The sequence below is a fragment of the Methermicoccus shengliensis DSM 18856 genome (genome assembly GCF_000711905.1).
Classification (GTDB): domain Archaea; phylum Halobacteriota; class Methanosarcinia; order DSM-18856; family Methermicoccaceae; genus Methermicoccus; species Methermicoccus shengliensis.
The window spans coordinates 1-12,890 of sequence record NZ_JONQ01000015.1 but is presented as its reverse complement, the minus strand read 5'-3'; the positions used below and the strand labels follow the sequence as shown (position 1 = coordinate 12,890).

At 48.8% G+C, this 12,890-nt stretch carries 15 protein-coding genes; 8 read left to right on the top strand and 7 right to left on the bottom strand.

Features of this window, described 5'->3' with window-relative positions:
* Positions 1-4 precede the first annotated feature (4 nt).
* Together BP07_RS06180 and BP07_RS06175 are read right to left on the bottom strand one after the other, a co-directional pair.
* Positions 5-1,891 carry a type II/IV secretion system ATPase subunit gene (locus tag BP07_RS06180; RefSeq protein WP_042686985.1) on the bottom strand — a complete coding sequence of 629 codons (1,887 nt, stop codon included), beginning with the start codon at positions 1,889-1,891 and terminating at the stop codon, positions 5-7.
* 57 nt (positions 1,892-1,948) lie between these two features.
* Positions 1,949-2,254 (bottom strand): hypothetical protein, encoded by a 306-nt coding sequence (locus tag BP07_RS06175; RefSeq protein WP_042686983.1) that lies wholly within the window; start codon positions 2,252-2,254, stop codon positions 1,949-1,951.
* A 40-nt stretch (positions 2,255-2,294) separates the two neighbouring features.
* Between BP07_RS06175 and BP07_RS06170 the strand changes: the two genes are divergently transcribed.
* Complete coding sequence (locus BP07_RS06170; protein ID WP_245597068.1) at positions 2,295-2,864, top strand: CDP-alcohol phosphatidyltransferase family protein; 570 nt, start codon at positions 2,295-2,297, stop codon at positions 2,862-2,864.
* Here the strand turns inward: BP07_RS06170 and BP07_RS06165 are convergent.
* The 4 genes from BP07_RS06165 to fen are packed head-to-tail and all read right to left on the bottom strand — an operon-like array spanning position 2,859 to position 6,861.
* Positions 2,859-3,950 (bottom strand): MFS transporter, encoded by a 1,092-nt coding sequence (locus BP07_RS06165; RefSeq protein ID WP_084174144.1) that lies wholly within the window; start codon positions 3,948-3,950, stop codon positions 2,859-2,861. The two genes, BP07_RS06170 and BP07_RS06165, sit on opposite strands and share 6 nt — an antisense overlap.
* Entirely contained in the window at positions 3,947-5,155 is a 1,209-nt protein-coding gene (locus BP07_RS06160; protein WP_245597074.1) for a glycosyltransferase family 4 protein, read from the bottom strand. The genes BP07_RS06165 and BP07_RS06160 overlap by 4 nt, the downstream gene beginning before the upstream one ends.
* Before the next feature lie 9 nt (positions 5,156-5,164).
* Positions 5,165-5,848 (bottom strand): competence/damage-inducible protein A, encoded by a 684-nt coding sequence (locus tag BP07_RS06155; RefSeq protein ID WP_042686978.1) that lies wholly within the window; start codon positions 5,846-5,848, stop codon positions 5,165-5,167.
* A complete protein-coding gene (gene fen / locus BP07_RS06150) occupies positions 5,848-6,861 on the bottom strand; it encodes a flap endonuclease-1 (RefSeq protein ID WP_042686975.1) in 1,014 nt (337 codons plus the stop codon). Before fen ends, BP07_RS06155 begins: the two co-directional genes overlap by 1 nt.
* Before the next feature lie 96 nt (positions 6,862-6,957).
* Between fen and BP07_RS08410 the strand changes: the two genes are divergently transcribed.
* Positions 6,958-7,371 (top strand): 2TM domain-containing protein, encoded by a 414-nt coding sequence (locus BP07_RS08410; RefSeq protein WP_169736254.1) that lies wholly within the window; start codon positions 6,958-6,960, stop codon positions 7,369-7,371.
* A gap of 19 nt (positions 7,372-7,390) precedes the next feature.
* On the top strand, positions 7,391-7,933 hold the full coding sequence (locus BP07_RS09015) for a radical SAM family protein (RefSeq protein ID WP_211247072.1): 543 nt from the start codon (positions 7,391-7,393) through the stop codon (positions 7,931-7,933).
* A gap of 174 nt (positions 7,934-8,107) precedes the next feature.
* Here the strand turns inward: BP07_RS09015 and xerA are convergent, their stop codons facing one another.
* Complete coding sequence (gene xerA, locus BP07_RS06135; RefSeq protein ID WP_338045907.1) at positions 8,108-8,857, bottom strand: site-specific tyrosine recombinase/integron integrase; 750 nt, start codon at positions 8,855-8,857, stop codon at positions 8,108-8,110.
* Positions 8,858-9,063: 206 nt separating this feature from the next.
* Between xerA and BP07_RS06130 the strand changes: the two genes are divergently transcribed.
* The 5 genes from BP07_RS06130 (at position 9,064) to BP07_RS08850 (ending at position 12,823) form a co-directional block, all read left to right on the top strand.
* Positions 9,064-9,264 carry a hypothetical protein gene (locus tag BP07_RS06130; RefSeq protein WP_157203127.1) on the top strand — a complete coding sequence of 67 codons (201 nt, stop codon included), beginning with the start codon at positions 9,064-9,066 and terminating at the stop codon, positions 9,262-9,264.
* Between the two features lie 182 nt (positions 9,265-9,446).
* On the top strand, positions 9,447-9,716 hold the full coding sequence (locus BP07_RS08855) for a hypothetical protein (RefSeq protein WP_157203126.1): 270 nt from the start codon (positions 9,447-9,449) through the stop codon (positions 9,714-9,716).
* A gap of 2 nt (positions 9,717-9,718) precedes the next feature.
* A complete protein-coding gene (locus BP07_RS06125) occupies positions 9,719-10,924 on the top strand; it encodes a UPF0228 family protein (protein ID WP_042686968.1) in 1,206 nt (401 codons plus the stop codon).
* 15 nt (positions 10,925-10,939) lie between these two features.
* The gene (locus BP07_RS06120) at positions 10,940-11,836 is read left to right on the top strand and encodes a hypothetical protein (protein ID WP_042686966.1); all 897 of its coding nucleotides are present in this window, start codon (positions 10,940-10,942) and stop codon (positions 11,834-11,836) included.
* A gap of 330 nt (positions 11,837-12,166) precedes the next feature.
* Positions 12,167-12,823, top strand: a complete 657-nt coding sequence (locus BP07_RS08850; protein WP_157203125.1) for a hypothetical protein — start codon at positions 12,167-12,169, stop codon at positions 12,821-12,823.
* Positions 12,824-12,890: the final 67 nt, after the last annotated feature.

Here is a 12,890-nt window from a genome sequence, read left to right as displayed (position 1 = left end):
GTATTCACCTCGGAACTTTGACACCCAGCAAACCCTTCTTCTCGACCTTCGCAATGGTCTTGAAGAAGTCATAGAAGTCAACGATACCCTGCTCGTGCAGTTTTTTGAGAATCTTCGCCCTTTTCTCCACCTCATCATAGATCAATTTCTTTTTGTTTGGTGGGATGCCAAGGTATGTGGCAATCTTCTGCTCGAGCAGATAAGAGCTGCCGTAGCCAGTGAAGACATGCGTATCGGTTACCGGGTCCCACTGGAAGACCTCTATGAAAGAGACACTGCCATTCTGCGGGTTATAACCGACTATCTCGCTCACGCTCAGCACTCTTCTCACAAGCTTACCATCTGGCCTTCTCACGGCACTCACGATAACCACAAAGTTTAAGTTATCGATGAACGTCTTGGGAACGCTTATAGGCTCGGTTGTCAGTCTCTGGATTAGCTTTTCTACGGTCCCAGCATGGAAGGTGGACATCACCGGATGTCCTGTCTGCATAGCCTGGAATGCGATGTTGCCTTCAACGCCTCTGATCTCACCAACGAGTATGTAGTTAGGCCTCTGTCTCAATGCCGCTTTAAGCAAATCGAACATTGTAACATCTGAACCACTTCCTTCGCCAAGTGTTCCCCCTCTTGTGCTCCCCCTCGTAACCTCTCTCGTCCAGTTTTTATGTGGAAGCTGAAGCTCTGGAGTATCTTCTATGGATACTACCTTTGCTTCAGGTCGAATGAAGGCTGTAATTGCATTGAGCAGTGTTGTCTTACCACTCGCTGTCTCACCACATATAAATCCACTCATGCCCTCGCTTATAAGCAACCACAAATAGCCAGCAACCATGTAGTCGAGAGAGCCGAACTCTATGAGCTGCAAAACGCTGAATGGTATTTCATTGAACTTTCTGATGGTAAAGTTACTCCCATTCTTACTTATGTCGTTTCCGTAAACAATGTTTATTCTCGATCCATCGGGTAGCGTCGCATCGACAATTGGATCCTTGTAGGTTACGGGCTTTCCTATTCTCTCGGCAAGCTTTATTATAAATTTGTTGAGAGTTTCCTCCTCTTTAAACTCAATCACACTCCTCAAACCTTTGAAAATCTTGTGTTCAATGAATATTGGCCCCAAACCGCTGCACGAAATATCTTCTATGTATTTATCTCTGATATATGGTTCAAGAACCCCCAGACCGACTTTATCCCTAATCAAAGCGTATTCAAGAGCTTTAAACTGCTGTGGAGTAACGTAAAGCTTTCCATTTTTCCCATTGGATTTGTTTCTTAACATACTTAATTTCTTAACCTTTGAAAAAAGCTTGAGTGTCCCAGCGTTATCTTCGATAAAGCTAAAACTACCACTGTCGTTTCCATCGACGATTACACATATCTCTCTGAGAGCGTCCTTCAGTATCCTTATCTTCTCCTCGTTATCTTCTGGGTCAAAATCTATGTCTGTTACATAATCTACAAGCCTTATTTCAACGTCCCTCAGCAGCTCATCCACACCTGTAAGTAATATGGGTTCAACAGGGATGTAGTAGTTCCTGACGTCATTCTTGTTAGGATAAATATGAACGTATATCTGCTGATCAGCGGGATATATCAAATTTGGATTTTCCATGTCGGAATGTTTTTTTCTGTCAAGTTTGGGGACAAACTTTGGAATGCCGATTTTGTCGAGGGGGAGGATATGGATGTATTCGAGGAGATGCAGGTTTCTCTCTACCTCCTTTTTCATCCTGTCTGGAAGCAGCTTGTAAATTCCGCAGCTCACTATGTTGGTATGGGTGTGTTCCTCCTCAAGCTTTTTTGGTTTAAATGGGAAGTTGGCTACTACTCCCTGCTTCAGCCCCCTTGGCTTGTAACTGAAATCGATTTTCTGCACCTCACTTATCATCCTCCCCTCCTTATATAGCTGTGGTGAACTACCCCTATTCGGAAGGGGCTTCCTGCTTCAGCGACCAGACAGGTCTCCACAGGCTCTAAGGGTCGTCCCAAGGTCTGCCAGCTCTTTCAGCCTTGCAGACATTATAAGTATGCAGAAAAAGATTATAAGCTTATTGGCTCTCATCTCCCTACGAAAGGGACTTCCCGCCGATAGGGTTAAAAGGGCGAGCCTGCGCTTCTTGAGCCCCCTCCTCAGCCTCGAGAGCGGTACCCCGAGCAGCACGAAGTACAGCATTCCGATGAGGGCGGGCACGATGAGCAGCTCGGCACTCTCCGATATGGGGCGCACACCGCTCAGCACCAGCCCGAGCATAGCAGAAAAGTAGATAATGGGCATCGTCAATCTGGCGTGTGTGAAGGCTGTGAAAGAGCACGTGCGACGGCTGATGATGCCGCTCGCCACACCGTTCTGTGGGGTGAGTCCCAATGCACTCACCCTCGTGGGACTTTCTCTGTGCACTGCCGCTGGGGCGCTGCTCGCCCTGCATCGCCCAGTGGTAGCGGGAGTGCTCATACTGCTCGGCGGCTTTTTTGACGTGATGGACGGCACCGTGGCACGCCAGAGCAGTGCCAGCACGCCGTTCGGGGGGTTTCTGGACAGCGTGAGCGACAGGCTCGGTGATGGAGCGATACTCATCGGGGCGATGCTCGGGGGTTATACCGCTCTCGGAGCTTTGCCCGACTGGTTCTTGGGCGCGCTCGCCCTGCTCCTGTGCCTGATGGTATCCTATACGAGAGCTCGCGCCGAGGCGCTCGGGCTTGGCATGGAGGGTGTGGGCATCGGGGAGAGGGCTGAGAGGATGCTCGCCCTCGCGGTGGGGGCAGTTCTGGGGCTGCTGAGCTGGGCTGTGGCACTCGTGGTGGTGCTGGCGAGCATCACCCTCGTGCAGCGGGTGCTGTATGCGAAAAGAATGCTCTCATAGCCTTCTTGGCAGCACCCACACCAGCGCACACCCCGTGAGCAGGGCTGCAAAGTACATCGTGCTCGAAAATCCCCACCACTGTGCGAGCACACCGCCCACGAAGGGTCCCACAGCATTGGACACCCCCACGAGGGAGTTCAGGATGCCAGTGGCAGAGCCCCTCTCGGGGTTGTGCTCTGAGAGATTCTCCAGCGAGCCAAGGTAGAGCGTGCTCCATGAGAGGGCGAGCAGCAGCTGCATGGGCAGCACATCGAGGTATGTCCGTGCTGTGGCGTAGAGCAGAAAGGTTGCACACGATGTCGCAAGACCAAGCTTGAACAGAAGCGGGCTTCTCAGCCTGTCCAGAAACTGCAGCAGCACGAACTGGGTGAACATGTTGGCAAAGTAGAGCAGCCCGATCCACAGCGTGCTCGCACCGAGCGATATGAGATAGAGGGGAAATATCGCCCATATGGTGTTGGCGCCAAGGTGCCGCAGCACAAAGCCCACGTACACCTCCTTGTTCTTCAGCAAGAGCGCCAGAGGGAACCTCGGGGTGGCAAGCTGCGGGTTTGACGGAGGGAGCCTGTACACGAGAGCGAGCGAGAGCAGAAAGAATGCCGATGCCACAAGGTATATCCCGAGGTACACCCCTATGAGCCCTGCGAGCAAGGTTCCAGCCGCCCATCCCAGCGAGGACATGGACACGAACCTTCCGAACGACCTCGTGGTCTCGTAGGCATACGCTATCAGGGCAGCGGGGTACATTCCAGCACAAAAGCCCCCGAGAAAGCGTATGAGGGCGAGCGAAAGAGGAGAAGACGCAAGGGGCACAAGGGCGAACGTGATGGCGCACGAGAGAAGCCCCATCCTGAGCACCAGCGTTCTGCCCCTGACGTCCGAGAGCCATCCAAAGAAGTAGGAGGACAGAAAGAGGGCGATGCCATAACACGAGCCTATGAGCCCCACCTCGAGGTACGATGCCCCAAGCTCCTCTGCGAGCTTTGGGATGAGCAGCATGCCAGCTGCTATCGAGATGTTGCTCAGCATCTGCACGAGTGAGAGTCTGACCCCTGTCCTCGTCCTCATCCTCATCCTCATCCTCATCTCACACTCTCGAGCACATGCTCATACAGGGCTGCCGTGCGCATGGCTATGCTGTGCCATGAAAACCTTTCGAGCACGGTCTGCCTCGCCCTTCTTCCAAGCCTCATGCGAAGGGAATCGTCCTCCAGCAGCCTCATGAGGGCATGTGCGAGCGCTTTGGAGTTCCGTGGTGGGACGAGCAGCCCGTTTATGCCATGCTCGATTGCCTCGGGAATGGCACACACGTTGCTCGCAACGACCGCCCTCTCACACGCCATCGCCTCGAGTATGCGGATGGGAAGGTTCTCGTAGAGCGTGGGGGCAACGTACACGTCCGCCATGTTGTATGCCGCCACCATCTCCTCCCGCGTCCTCAGGTAGCCGAGAAATGTGTAGCTCGATGGCGGTATGCCCCTCTTCCTCATACGCTCGATGTAGGGGATGGGGCTTCCACCACCAACGAACACGAAGTGGGCGTCTGTTCTCTTCAGCACATCCTCCATCGCCTCGATGAGCACGCTTATGCCCTTGGCACTCACCAGCCTTCCCGTGAACAGCACGATGGGGTCGGACGTGTCCACCAGCCTCTCTGTGCTCCTGGGGGCATACACGTCGGCGTCCACGCCATTGGGTATCACCTCGAGCCGCTTGCCTTCCATGTCGTAGTGCTGCTCCAGCAGCCGAGAGAGCCATCTGGACACCGTGATTATGTTGCGGGTGCGTGCAAGATAGCTCCTCTCCAGCACACGAAGCAGGGGGGAGAGCAGCAGCGTGAACCGCTCGGAGGGCTCGAGCTCAAAAAAGCCCATGCCCGATGCCCTCGTGCCCGACACCTGCCCGGCAATCGTGGTGTGCACCGTGGTGATGGAGGGCACGGGGTATCCACGCAGCTTCAGAAGAAGGTCGGACATGTGGGGAAAGTGGGTGTGCAGCAGCTCTATGCCGTGCTCTCGCACCACTCTCGGGATGTGCCTTGCACACGAGACCTGAAACGAGGCGTTGTACAGGAACGTGTCCCTGGCATCGGAGAGCTCCACCAGCTCGATTGGGCGCCCTATCGAGGCGAGCACCTCGTCCCTCTCCATGAACTCCGAGGTGCCGGGTATGGTGCGTCTCACGGTGAGCACGCACAGCTCCACGTCCTCTGGCATGTGGGATACCAGCTCCACGATGTGGGTGCCCACCCCTCCCCACACGGGCAAGAACTCTGGAGCAACCATCCCCACCTTCAACGCCTACACCCTGCTCTCAAGCCATCTCTTTGCCTCTTCCACCACATCGGGGTCATTCGATGAGAGCTTTATCCTCACCTGTCCTGCCCTGGGGTACGAGCCTATCTTCAGGGGCGAGAACCTCTCGAGAGCTTCCCTCATCACGGGGGCTATGTGCGCCTCTGGCTTTTTGCTCACCACCCACCTGATGTGTGGGGCATCGCCCCGAAGATGGGGAAGCACATACTCGAACATCGCCTCCATCTCGGCGGGCACGCCGGGAAGCACGAATATCCTGCGCCCACCATCCTCGATGAAGAACCCGGGAGCCGAGCCCACGGGGTTGAGCAGAGGGGTGGAGCGGGAGGGCAGATGCGCCATCTGCTCCATGTCCTCGGTCACCTCGTACGCCTTTCTCATGAACTCGAGCGCTTCCTCGTTCCTCACGAGCGTATCGCCCACACCCTTCGCTATTCCAAACCTCGTGATGTCGTCGTGGGTGGGTCCCAGCCCGCCTGTGATAATCACTATGTCGGCGTCGGCATCTCGCAGCGCCCCTGCAATCTCGTCCACCTCGTCGGGAATCACCACAATCCTTCTGACCTCCACACCCCTCGAGCACAGCTGCCTCGCTATCCATGCGGCGTTGGTGTTCACGGTATCGCCACAGAGCAGCTCATCCCCTATGCTGATTATGTATGCCCTCATCAGAACCACGCATCCAGACTCCTCTGCTTTTGACTCTCGAGCGCAGCCTCCAGCTTGTGGAGAGCCCTCTCCACCCTCTCCTGTGAAAAGTCCCTCTCCTCGCACAAGAACTGTATCACACCATCACTGTCGGGCTTGCTCCACACGAGCTCGTAGTCATCCGTCACCTCGGGCTCGAGAAAGAACTGCCTAATCTCCTCTGCGTGCTCGATATGCTCTCCCAGCTCATCCAGTATGGAGAAGATGTCTTTTCCCTTTTTCACGAGCCCGTATGCCTTCTTGGGCCCTATCCCCTTTATGCCGGGGTTGTAGTCAGTGCCCACGAGGATGGCGATGTCCACGAGCTGCTCTCTGGTGATGCCCAGCCGCTCGAGCTCTGCATCGAGCTCTATCACCTCTGGCTTCACATCCACGTACACACGCCTTCTCGGAAGCTTTCGCCTTCCAGTGATGGCGAGATTTCTTACCACCTTCGGTGCTCCAAACACCAGCGTGTCATAGTCCTGGGAGCCAGCATAGTCGGCGTCCCCCTTTCGCGTCATGTGGGCTGCCTGCGCCTCGCCCTCGGATGGTGCCACCACGAAGGGCACCCCCATGAGAGAGAGCAGCCTCTTCGCGTCGTCGAGTATCTGCTCGTCCACGCGGGAGGATGCCTGTGCGTACACGAACCCATCCTCACCCCTCTCCCTTGCCTCCTCCCAGCTCCTTTTTGCGCTCTCCCTGATGTGCTCTCGTCGCTCGAGCGTGCCACGCTTTAACGCCGGGGGCTCGCCGTCGAACACGTAGAACGGCATTATGCCGACCTCCATCATGTTGCTCGTCCTGTACAGCAGCCCAGAGAGGTGCGAGGTGATTCTTCCAGCAGAGTCCAGAAGGGGCGTGCCGTCCCGTTGCCTTATGATGCTCAGGAACTGGTACAGGGCGTTGAACGCATCTATCGCGACCCTGCCGTGGGCGAGCTCCCCGAGCTCCACCTCCCTACCCTTCATCAGTGCACCAAGATCAACGCCCATAATATCTCCTGCAGGAGGTGTGCATGTAAGGTAGATAAATGTTTTACACTCCGTGAAAACAAAAAGATATATACTGCTCCAATGTGGGCAGCAGATATGGCAGAGGAAATCTCCCTCGAGGACTATAAAAGAGCATACAGGGAGATGAAGACAGAGGAGGCGAGAAGGGGCTTTTTAGCTCATCTCGCCGTGTATGTGCTGGTCAACACCATCCTGATACTCGTCAACCTCCTGTACTCCCCACACGTCATGTGGTTCTTCTACCCGCTCTTGGGCTGGGGGATAGGAATCACTGCACACTATCTAAATGGCATTCGCTGGATAGAGGGGACGCTCAAGGAGGATGAGGCAAAGGCGGAGTACAGGGCAAGGGAAATCTGGTATAGAAGGGTTGAAGGCAAAATCAATCCAAGAAACGTTGCGAAGTACTCAGCTCAGGAACAGAATACACATACATCTGGTTTGTCTGCTGGATCGGGTTGCTGGCTGTATCTTCAATCATCTACTTAAAACTGGAGAGGGTGGAAAAATGAATCGGCTGAGAGATAGTGAACTACCCCTATTCGGAAGGGGCTTCCTGCTTCAACGACCAGACTCGATCCCCTTGCGGGTTACGGAGGTCTCGATCTCCACAGGCTCTAAGGGTCGTCCCAAGGTCTGCCAGCTCTTTCAGCCTTGCAGACATTATAAGTATGCAGAAAAAGATTATAAGCTTATTGGCTCTCATCCCTTCCCCTTCCCGCCGATAGGGTTAAAAGAACTTCGTGAAAACGGGGTTAGAAATTACGCATTTATTTCTCCGATAATTCCTCATTTAACTGATATAGAACATTTAATAGAAGAAACGAAAAGTTTCACAGATTTTTACTGGTTTGAGTTTCTGAATCTAAAGGCTTCTGGTAAGGAGTTTAGAGAATGGCTAAAGCAAAGTTATCCAGAAAGCTATGAAATACTTTCTGATAAAACCAAAGCTGAAAAGTATGTGAAAGAAGTGGTAAATGCCATAAAGAAGGCTGAAATTTTTGTTAAAGGTATTTGTGTTCATTATCCAAAGCTTATGGTGGTGAAATAAAATGACAAAGAAAAAAGAAATTAAGGAGTTGAAAGAAGAGATTGAGCTATTGGATGATATGCTTTCTGCTTTGGTTGAATTGCTTGAAGAGAAATGAGTTTTGAAGTATGAAGAGTGGGAGAAGAAAATTAAGGGAAAGATAAGAGAAAGTGAAAAGTTGAAGAGAATCTAAGATTAAAGCAAATTAGCAAGCTTCTTTATATCTTTATTAGCCACATGCGTATAGATTTGAGTGGTTCTCAGGCTTTTATGTCCTAATAATTGCTGAATATATCTTATGTCCGCTCCTGTCTCCAGTAAATGTGTAGCAAAGCTATGTCTTAATGTATGCGGTGTGACTTTCTTTTTTATTCCTGCTTTTTTAGCTGCATTTTTAACTATCTGCTGGATTGTCCTTTTGTTGTATTTTCTATCTCTTTCAGAAATCAAAACTAGTTCAGATTTTCTTATTCCATAATTTATCAGAAGGTCTTTCAAATTCTTATGGAGAAAAATCACCCTCTCCTTCTCACCCTTAGCCTGCTTGATGTGTATCAGTCCTCTCTCAAAATCAATATCCTGCCATTTTAAGTTTCTTACCTCACTCAAACGTAAGCCAGCGTAGTAAAGCAAAGCAAGGACGACTTTATGTTTTATGTTGGTTGTAACTTCAAAAAGCTTTTGAACCTCTCTTCTGTTGAGAACAACAGGTAATTTATGTTTTGATTTTGCCAATGGCAATTTCTCATCGAATTTTTCATTGAGAACATTTTCATAGAAGAATTTTAGAGCGAAGTAAACGCTACATATGGTTGATCTGCTTTTGTTTGAATAAGAAAGTAGGAATTCCCTTGGAGTTTTACCAGATTTTAAGAATTTAATTACAATATCTCTGTATTTCTTTGCAGTTCTGTAGGAGTATTTCCTGAGCTTTAGTTCCTCGATAAGCTTGCCAACAATTTCATAATTGTGAGTATTCTTTTTATATTTTTGCTTGGATGACTTCTAGTATGAAAAAGAAAAATTTAACTATTTCGAACTAGTATCTAAAATATGTAGTTTCCCGAAAACATTTCGGGAAATTGGAGTTGTCCGAAATTGCGGGCGACAGTTTCATATGTCCTGTGTAAGACTAAAAGGAGACGATGAAAATGAGTGAAACGATATTTGAAATAGATCGGGTACCAAAGGAAATAAGGATTGAACTTCCGAAACATGGTGAAACGCATCCAAAACTTATCTTAGAACTACCAGTAATTAGTGAGCACGAAGACAAAAAGCTATACCCGGAAACCGTAGGTCAAACTTACTTCGACGATTCTAGAGAAGCAAATAACACTGCGCACTCTTAATAAAAACCTACAAACCGCTAACGGAAGAACAAATTCAGATTTTGAGGAATTCAGGTGTAAAGGAGCTCTGCCTCGGAATTAAAGACGGTGTACCACAGCCTGATTGAAGAGGACAGAGTGGATAAAGTTAAGAGCCTGAACTTCGTGGAGAGCGTTTATCCGTATAAAATGAGGTAGCTACCATGAAGAGAGCAGCAACATTATTAGGTTGTGTGGCTGGAATTTGCATTCAGGTAGGACTCTTATACGGTTACAGCTACGCATTTGTGTTGCTGAGTTATCCTGCACTCCTGACACTTGGTCAAGTGTTCACCTACATCTTTCAGATTGGAAAAGCAGTTGGCATTAGCATTCCATTGGTTTATTTTCCCTTAATCCATTCCGTTTCAATACCCGTCTTCTATGCATTGCTTGGCGGCGTTTGTGGATATATAATTGATAAATACAGGTGATTATGATGAGAAAAAGATTATATCTTGGAATATTGGCTTTGTTGATCATAGCGTCTTTGCTAATTTACAACTTTTCATCACCTATCGTTATTGAAGGTATTGTTGATCATAAAGCGGTAACAGGGGTGAAAGGTGATACATCATACACAATCTTACTTAATCGTCCAGCTGAAAATGGATCGTGGATTATAGTAAAAGATAAAGATTACGAGATGTTCTTTTTGAAGAAAGAAAAGAATGCCCTCATTAGCGAGTCCGTAGAGGATGAAATGAAGAAGAAGTATTCCGATATCAAATACCTTGTCTCCATAAGATTGGATTCCAGAGACCCAATCAATGGTATTGGGAAAGGAGATACTTTAGCATACTTTGTGAGCAGAGACGAATTCAACAGGGTTAGAATAGGTGATAAGGTGAAATTTGAGGTTTCAAGAGAGAAATGCACGATCAGGAGAATTTTGCAAATCGAGAGAACAGCTTTGGTTGGCGGACTCTTTATTGCTTTTAGGGAAGAGATAACGAAAGATGAAATACTGTCTCTCCTTGATGAATGCAACATCCAGAGCTCTTACATAAAAGGCGTTGACTATATGTCTCACTATTATGCAATTGTTCCCGGGGATAAATTGAAGGAGATTGAGTTTCTTCATAATGATGGGTTTAAAGAACTGAACACAACACTTTATTATTCTGATGAAGATATCTTGAAGAAAGATAGGGGTTATGTTATTTTCTTTGAAGGGGAAGCATCCTTAGATGATGCCAAGCAAATCCTGAATCCCTATGACATAAAAATAAAAGAGATTAACTGGAATTACGTAAGATTTTTAGAACCAGTTTCGGAAGAAATAGCTAAAGAATGGAAAAATAAGCTGGAGGTTGAAAGTGATGTGCTACGCGTAATATTAGATTGCTACTATGACACTTCCTATGAAGATAAAAACAATCACGGGAGATTATACCCAGAAACTGTGGAATACACGTATTTTGATGATTATAAACTGATAAACAATACGGATTCCTTTTTAATCAAGACCTACAAACCACTGACGGAAGAACAAATCAAGATTTTGAGAAACTCGGGTGTGAGAAAGCTGTCTGCCTCAGAAATAGAAACCGTGTATCATAGCCTGATTGAAGAGAATAGAGTGGAGGAAGTTAAAGACCTTGATTTTATTGAGGATGTCTATCAGTATAAAACAAAGTAGCTGAGGGGAGATATAGTGAAGCCAACGAAATTACTTGCTCTTGCCGTATGCATTTTATTTGGTGTGGGAATCGGTTTGTTCGCCTGCCAGCTAAGCCAAAAGCAGAACGAAGCCTATCTGCCACCGAACGTTTACGGCTTACCTTTATCAGAATTCTGGGAGGTGGTTCTTCAGGAAACAAAAGCATCAAACGAGAGTGCTTTGAACTGGTTCTATGTTACAACTGATGAGAAGGGAAATTTAAAGCACTTAATCCTCGAATTTTCGGAAGTTACGGATTGCAAGCCTTGCAAAACATACCATGTTGAGTATATAAACGGGAAACTCAAATACTATTCAGCAGAAGTTGAGCACGTAAAAGCTGGCTTGCACCCGCTCGCTCTCTTCAGAGAACTAGAAAAACTGGATTTCAGAGAGATTCTGCGGGCTTATCCTTACAAAAGCTTCGTTATCGATGCGGAAATGGAATCTGGAAGAGTTGGTTATAGCAGTAACTACACGAAAGTATATCTGCTGCTCAACGGCTCTCTGATTCCGCTGAAGAGGATAATCTTCGATAGCGAAATTCCTTGGTGCAGGATAACCATCAGCAAAATGAAATACGCAAAAAATGGGTCAATAGTTGAGGGGTGTTCGGTTGGAGGAATAGTGGTGTTTTTACCTGAGGATCTGGATAAAGCACCAGTTGCCGAGCCCTCGATCGACATAACACCAAAAGTTGGAGAGCATCTCACAAACGAATTTTTAACGAACAATAAGACGAAAATCCTGCTGAAAGATGCTAAGCTGACGTTGTGCACGTTAAACGAAACTTGCCTGCCTTCAAGGAACTGGCAGGAGTGTCGATTACGGACCAGTTTGCGGCTCGACCGTTCTACACTTAAGGAGTGGAGAGGAGAAAGAGTTGTCTGAGTGGCATCCCTTCGCCTTAGTAGGGGGTGCGGTGCGTGAGAAGACTGTGGCTTTTTGCTGTAATATGCATGTCGATCGGAGCGGGAGTAGGTTTGTTAGGCTGTCACCCCAGCGAGGAAGTTCACTTACCACCAAGCGATACTCTATCGCTCCTATTGCTCTGGAACATCACGCTGGAAAAAACGGGGGTCGAGAATTCTACAGCAGTTCTGGATTGGCCTGAACATTCGTATCTCCAGCGATGGAATCGTCGAGCACATAATCCTCGAATTCTATGGAATAAAGGATGGGAAGCTAAAATTTTATCACGTCCAAGCCGATTCGGGAAAGTTGATTTTCCGTTCCTCAGAAGCAGAAAATCTATCGATAGCGCCTGGAACACATCCCGCGAAGATTTTCCGGGAACTTGAACGTCTCGATGCTAAGGCGATGCCGAAGGGTAAAAGAGGGATTTCCATAAGCGTGGAAAGGCAGTCTGGAAGCGTTGAGTTCCTTAGCAAGTACTCAAAGCTCTACGCTCTGCAAAACGGACTGCTGATACCCTTGAAGAGGGTGACGTTCAGCGGTGGCACATGGTACACTATAAACATCTGTAAGAGGGAGTTTTTAGAGAGCAGTTCTGCAGCTGAAAGTAAGGTAGTCATTCGAATAAACGAGAGTAACGTTAACGGCAACTGCATCGTAGCCTTTATCTTCCCGTCGTTTGCAAGACCCCTTCGGAGGGGGATACGCAAGGGGAGGTGGCTAAGTTTAAATACCGTTTTGGACATATCGAACGTTGTAGCCCACTCCTTAACGAGAGGAGTGGGATGCGGGGCCTGTGACCGTCCCGAAGGGTGCAATCCCGATGGGGTGAACGTGGCTTTTTACAAAAGCCAGCAAAACAGCGCATTAAGGGGTGTGGTTAAGCCACACCCCATTAATCCACTCACGTGCCAGCACAGCTGTCGTCCAGCTGGCATACAGCGCATTAAGGGGTGTGGTTAAGCCACACCCCATTAATCCACTCACGTGCCAGCTTCGTTAAGCTGTTTGGAAGCCCTTGCGTGAGCAG

What these genes read in the sequence shown, in the direction of transcription:
- BP07_RS06130 (WP_157203127.1), top strand. Translation starts at nt 9,064, where the DNA reads ATGAGTGAAACGATATTTGAAATAGATCGGGTACCAAAGGAAATAAGG.
- BP07_RS09015 (WP_211247072.1), top strand. Translation starts at nt 7,391, where the DNA reads ATGAATCGGCTGAGAGATAGTGAACTACCCCTATTCGGAAGGGGCTTC.
- BP07_RS06180 (WP_042686985.1), bottom strand. Translation starts at nt 1,891, where the DNA reads ATGATAAGTGAGGTGCAGAAAATCGATTTCAGTTACAAGCCAAGGGGG.
- fen (WP_042686975.1), bottom strand. Translation starts at nt 6,861, where the DNA reads ATGGGCGTTGATCTTGGTGCACTGATGAAGGGTAGGGAGGTGGAGCTC.
- BP07_RS06125 (WP_042686968.1), top strand. Translation starts at nt 9,719, where the DNA reads ATGATGAGAAAAAGATTATATCTTGGAATATTGGCTTTGTTGATCATA.
- BP07_RS06155 (WP_042686978.1), bottom strand. Translation starts at nt 5,848, where the DNA reads ATGAGGGCATACATAATCAGCATAGGGGATGAGCTGCTCTGTGGCGAT.
- BP07_RS06175 (WP_042686983.1), bottom strand. Translation starts at nt 2,254, where the DNA reads ATGCTCGGGCTGGTGCTGAGCGGTGTGCGCCCCATATCGGAGAGTGCC.
- BP07_RS08855 (WP_157203126.1), top strand. Translation starts at nt 9,447, where the DNA reads ATGAAGAGAGCAGCAACATTATTAGGTTGTGTGGCTGGAATTTGCATT.
- BP07_RS08410 (WP_169736254.1), top strand. Translation starts at nt 6,958, where the DNA reads ATGGCAGAGGAAATCTCCCTCGAGGACTATAAAAGAGCATACAGGGAG.
- BP07_RS06165 (WP_084174144.1), bottom strand. Translation starts at nt 3,950, where the DNA reads ATGAGGATGAGGATGAGGATGAGGACGAGGACAGGGGTCAGACTCTCA.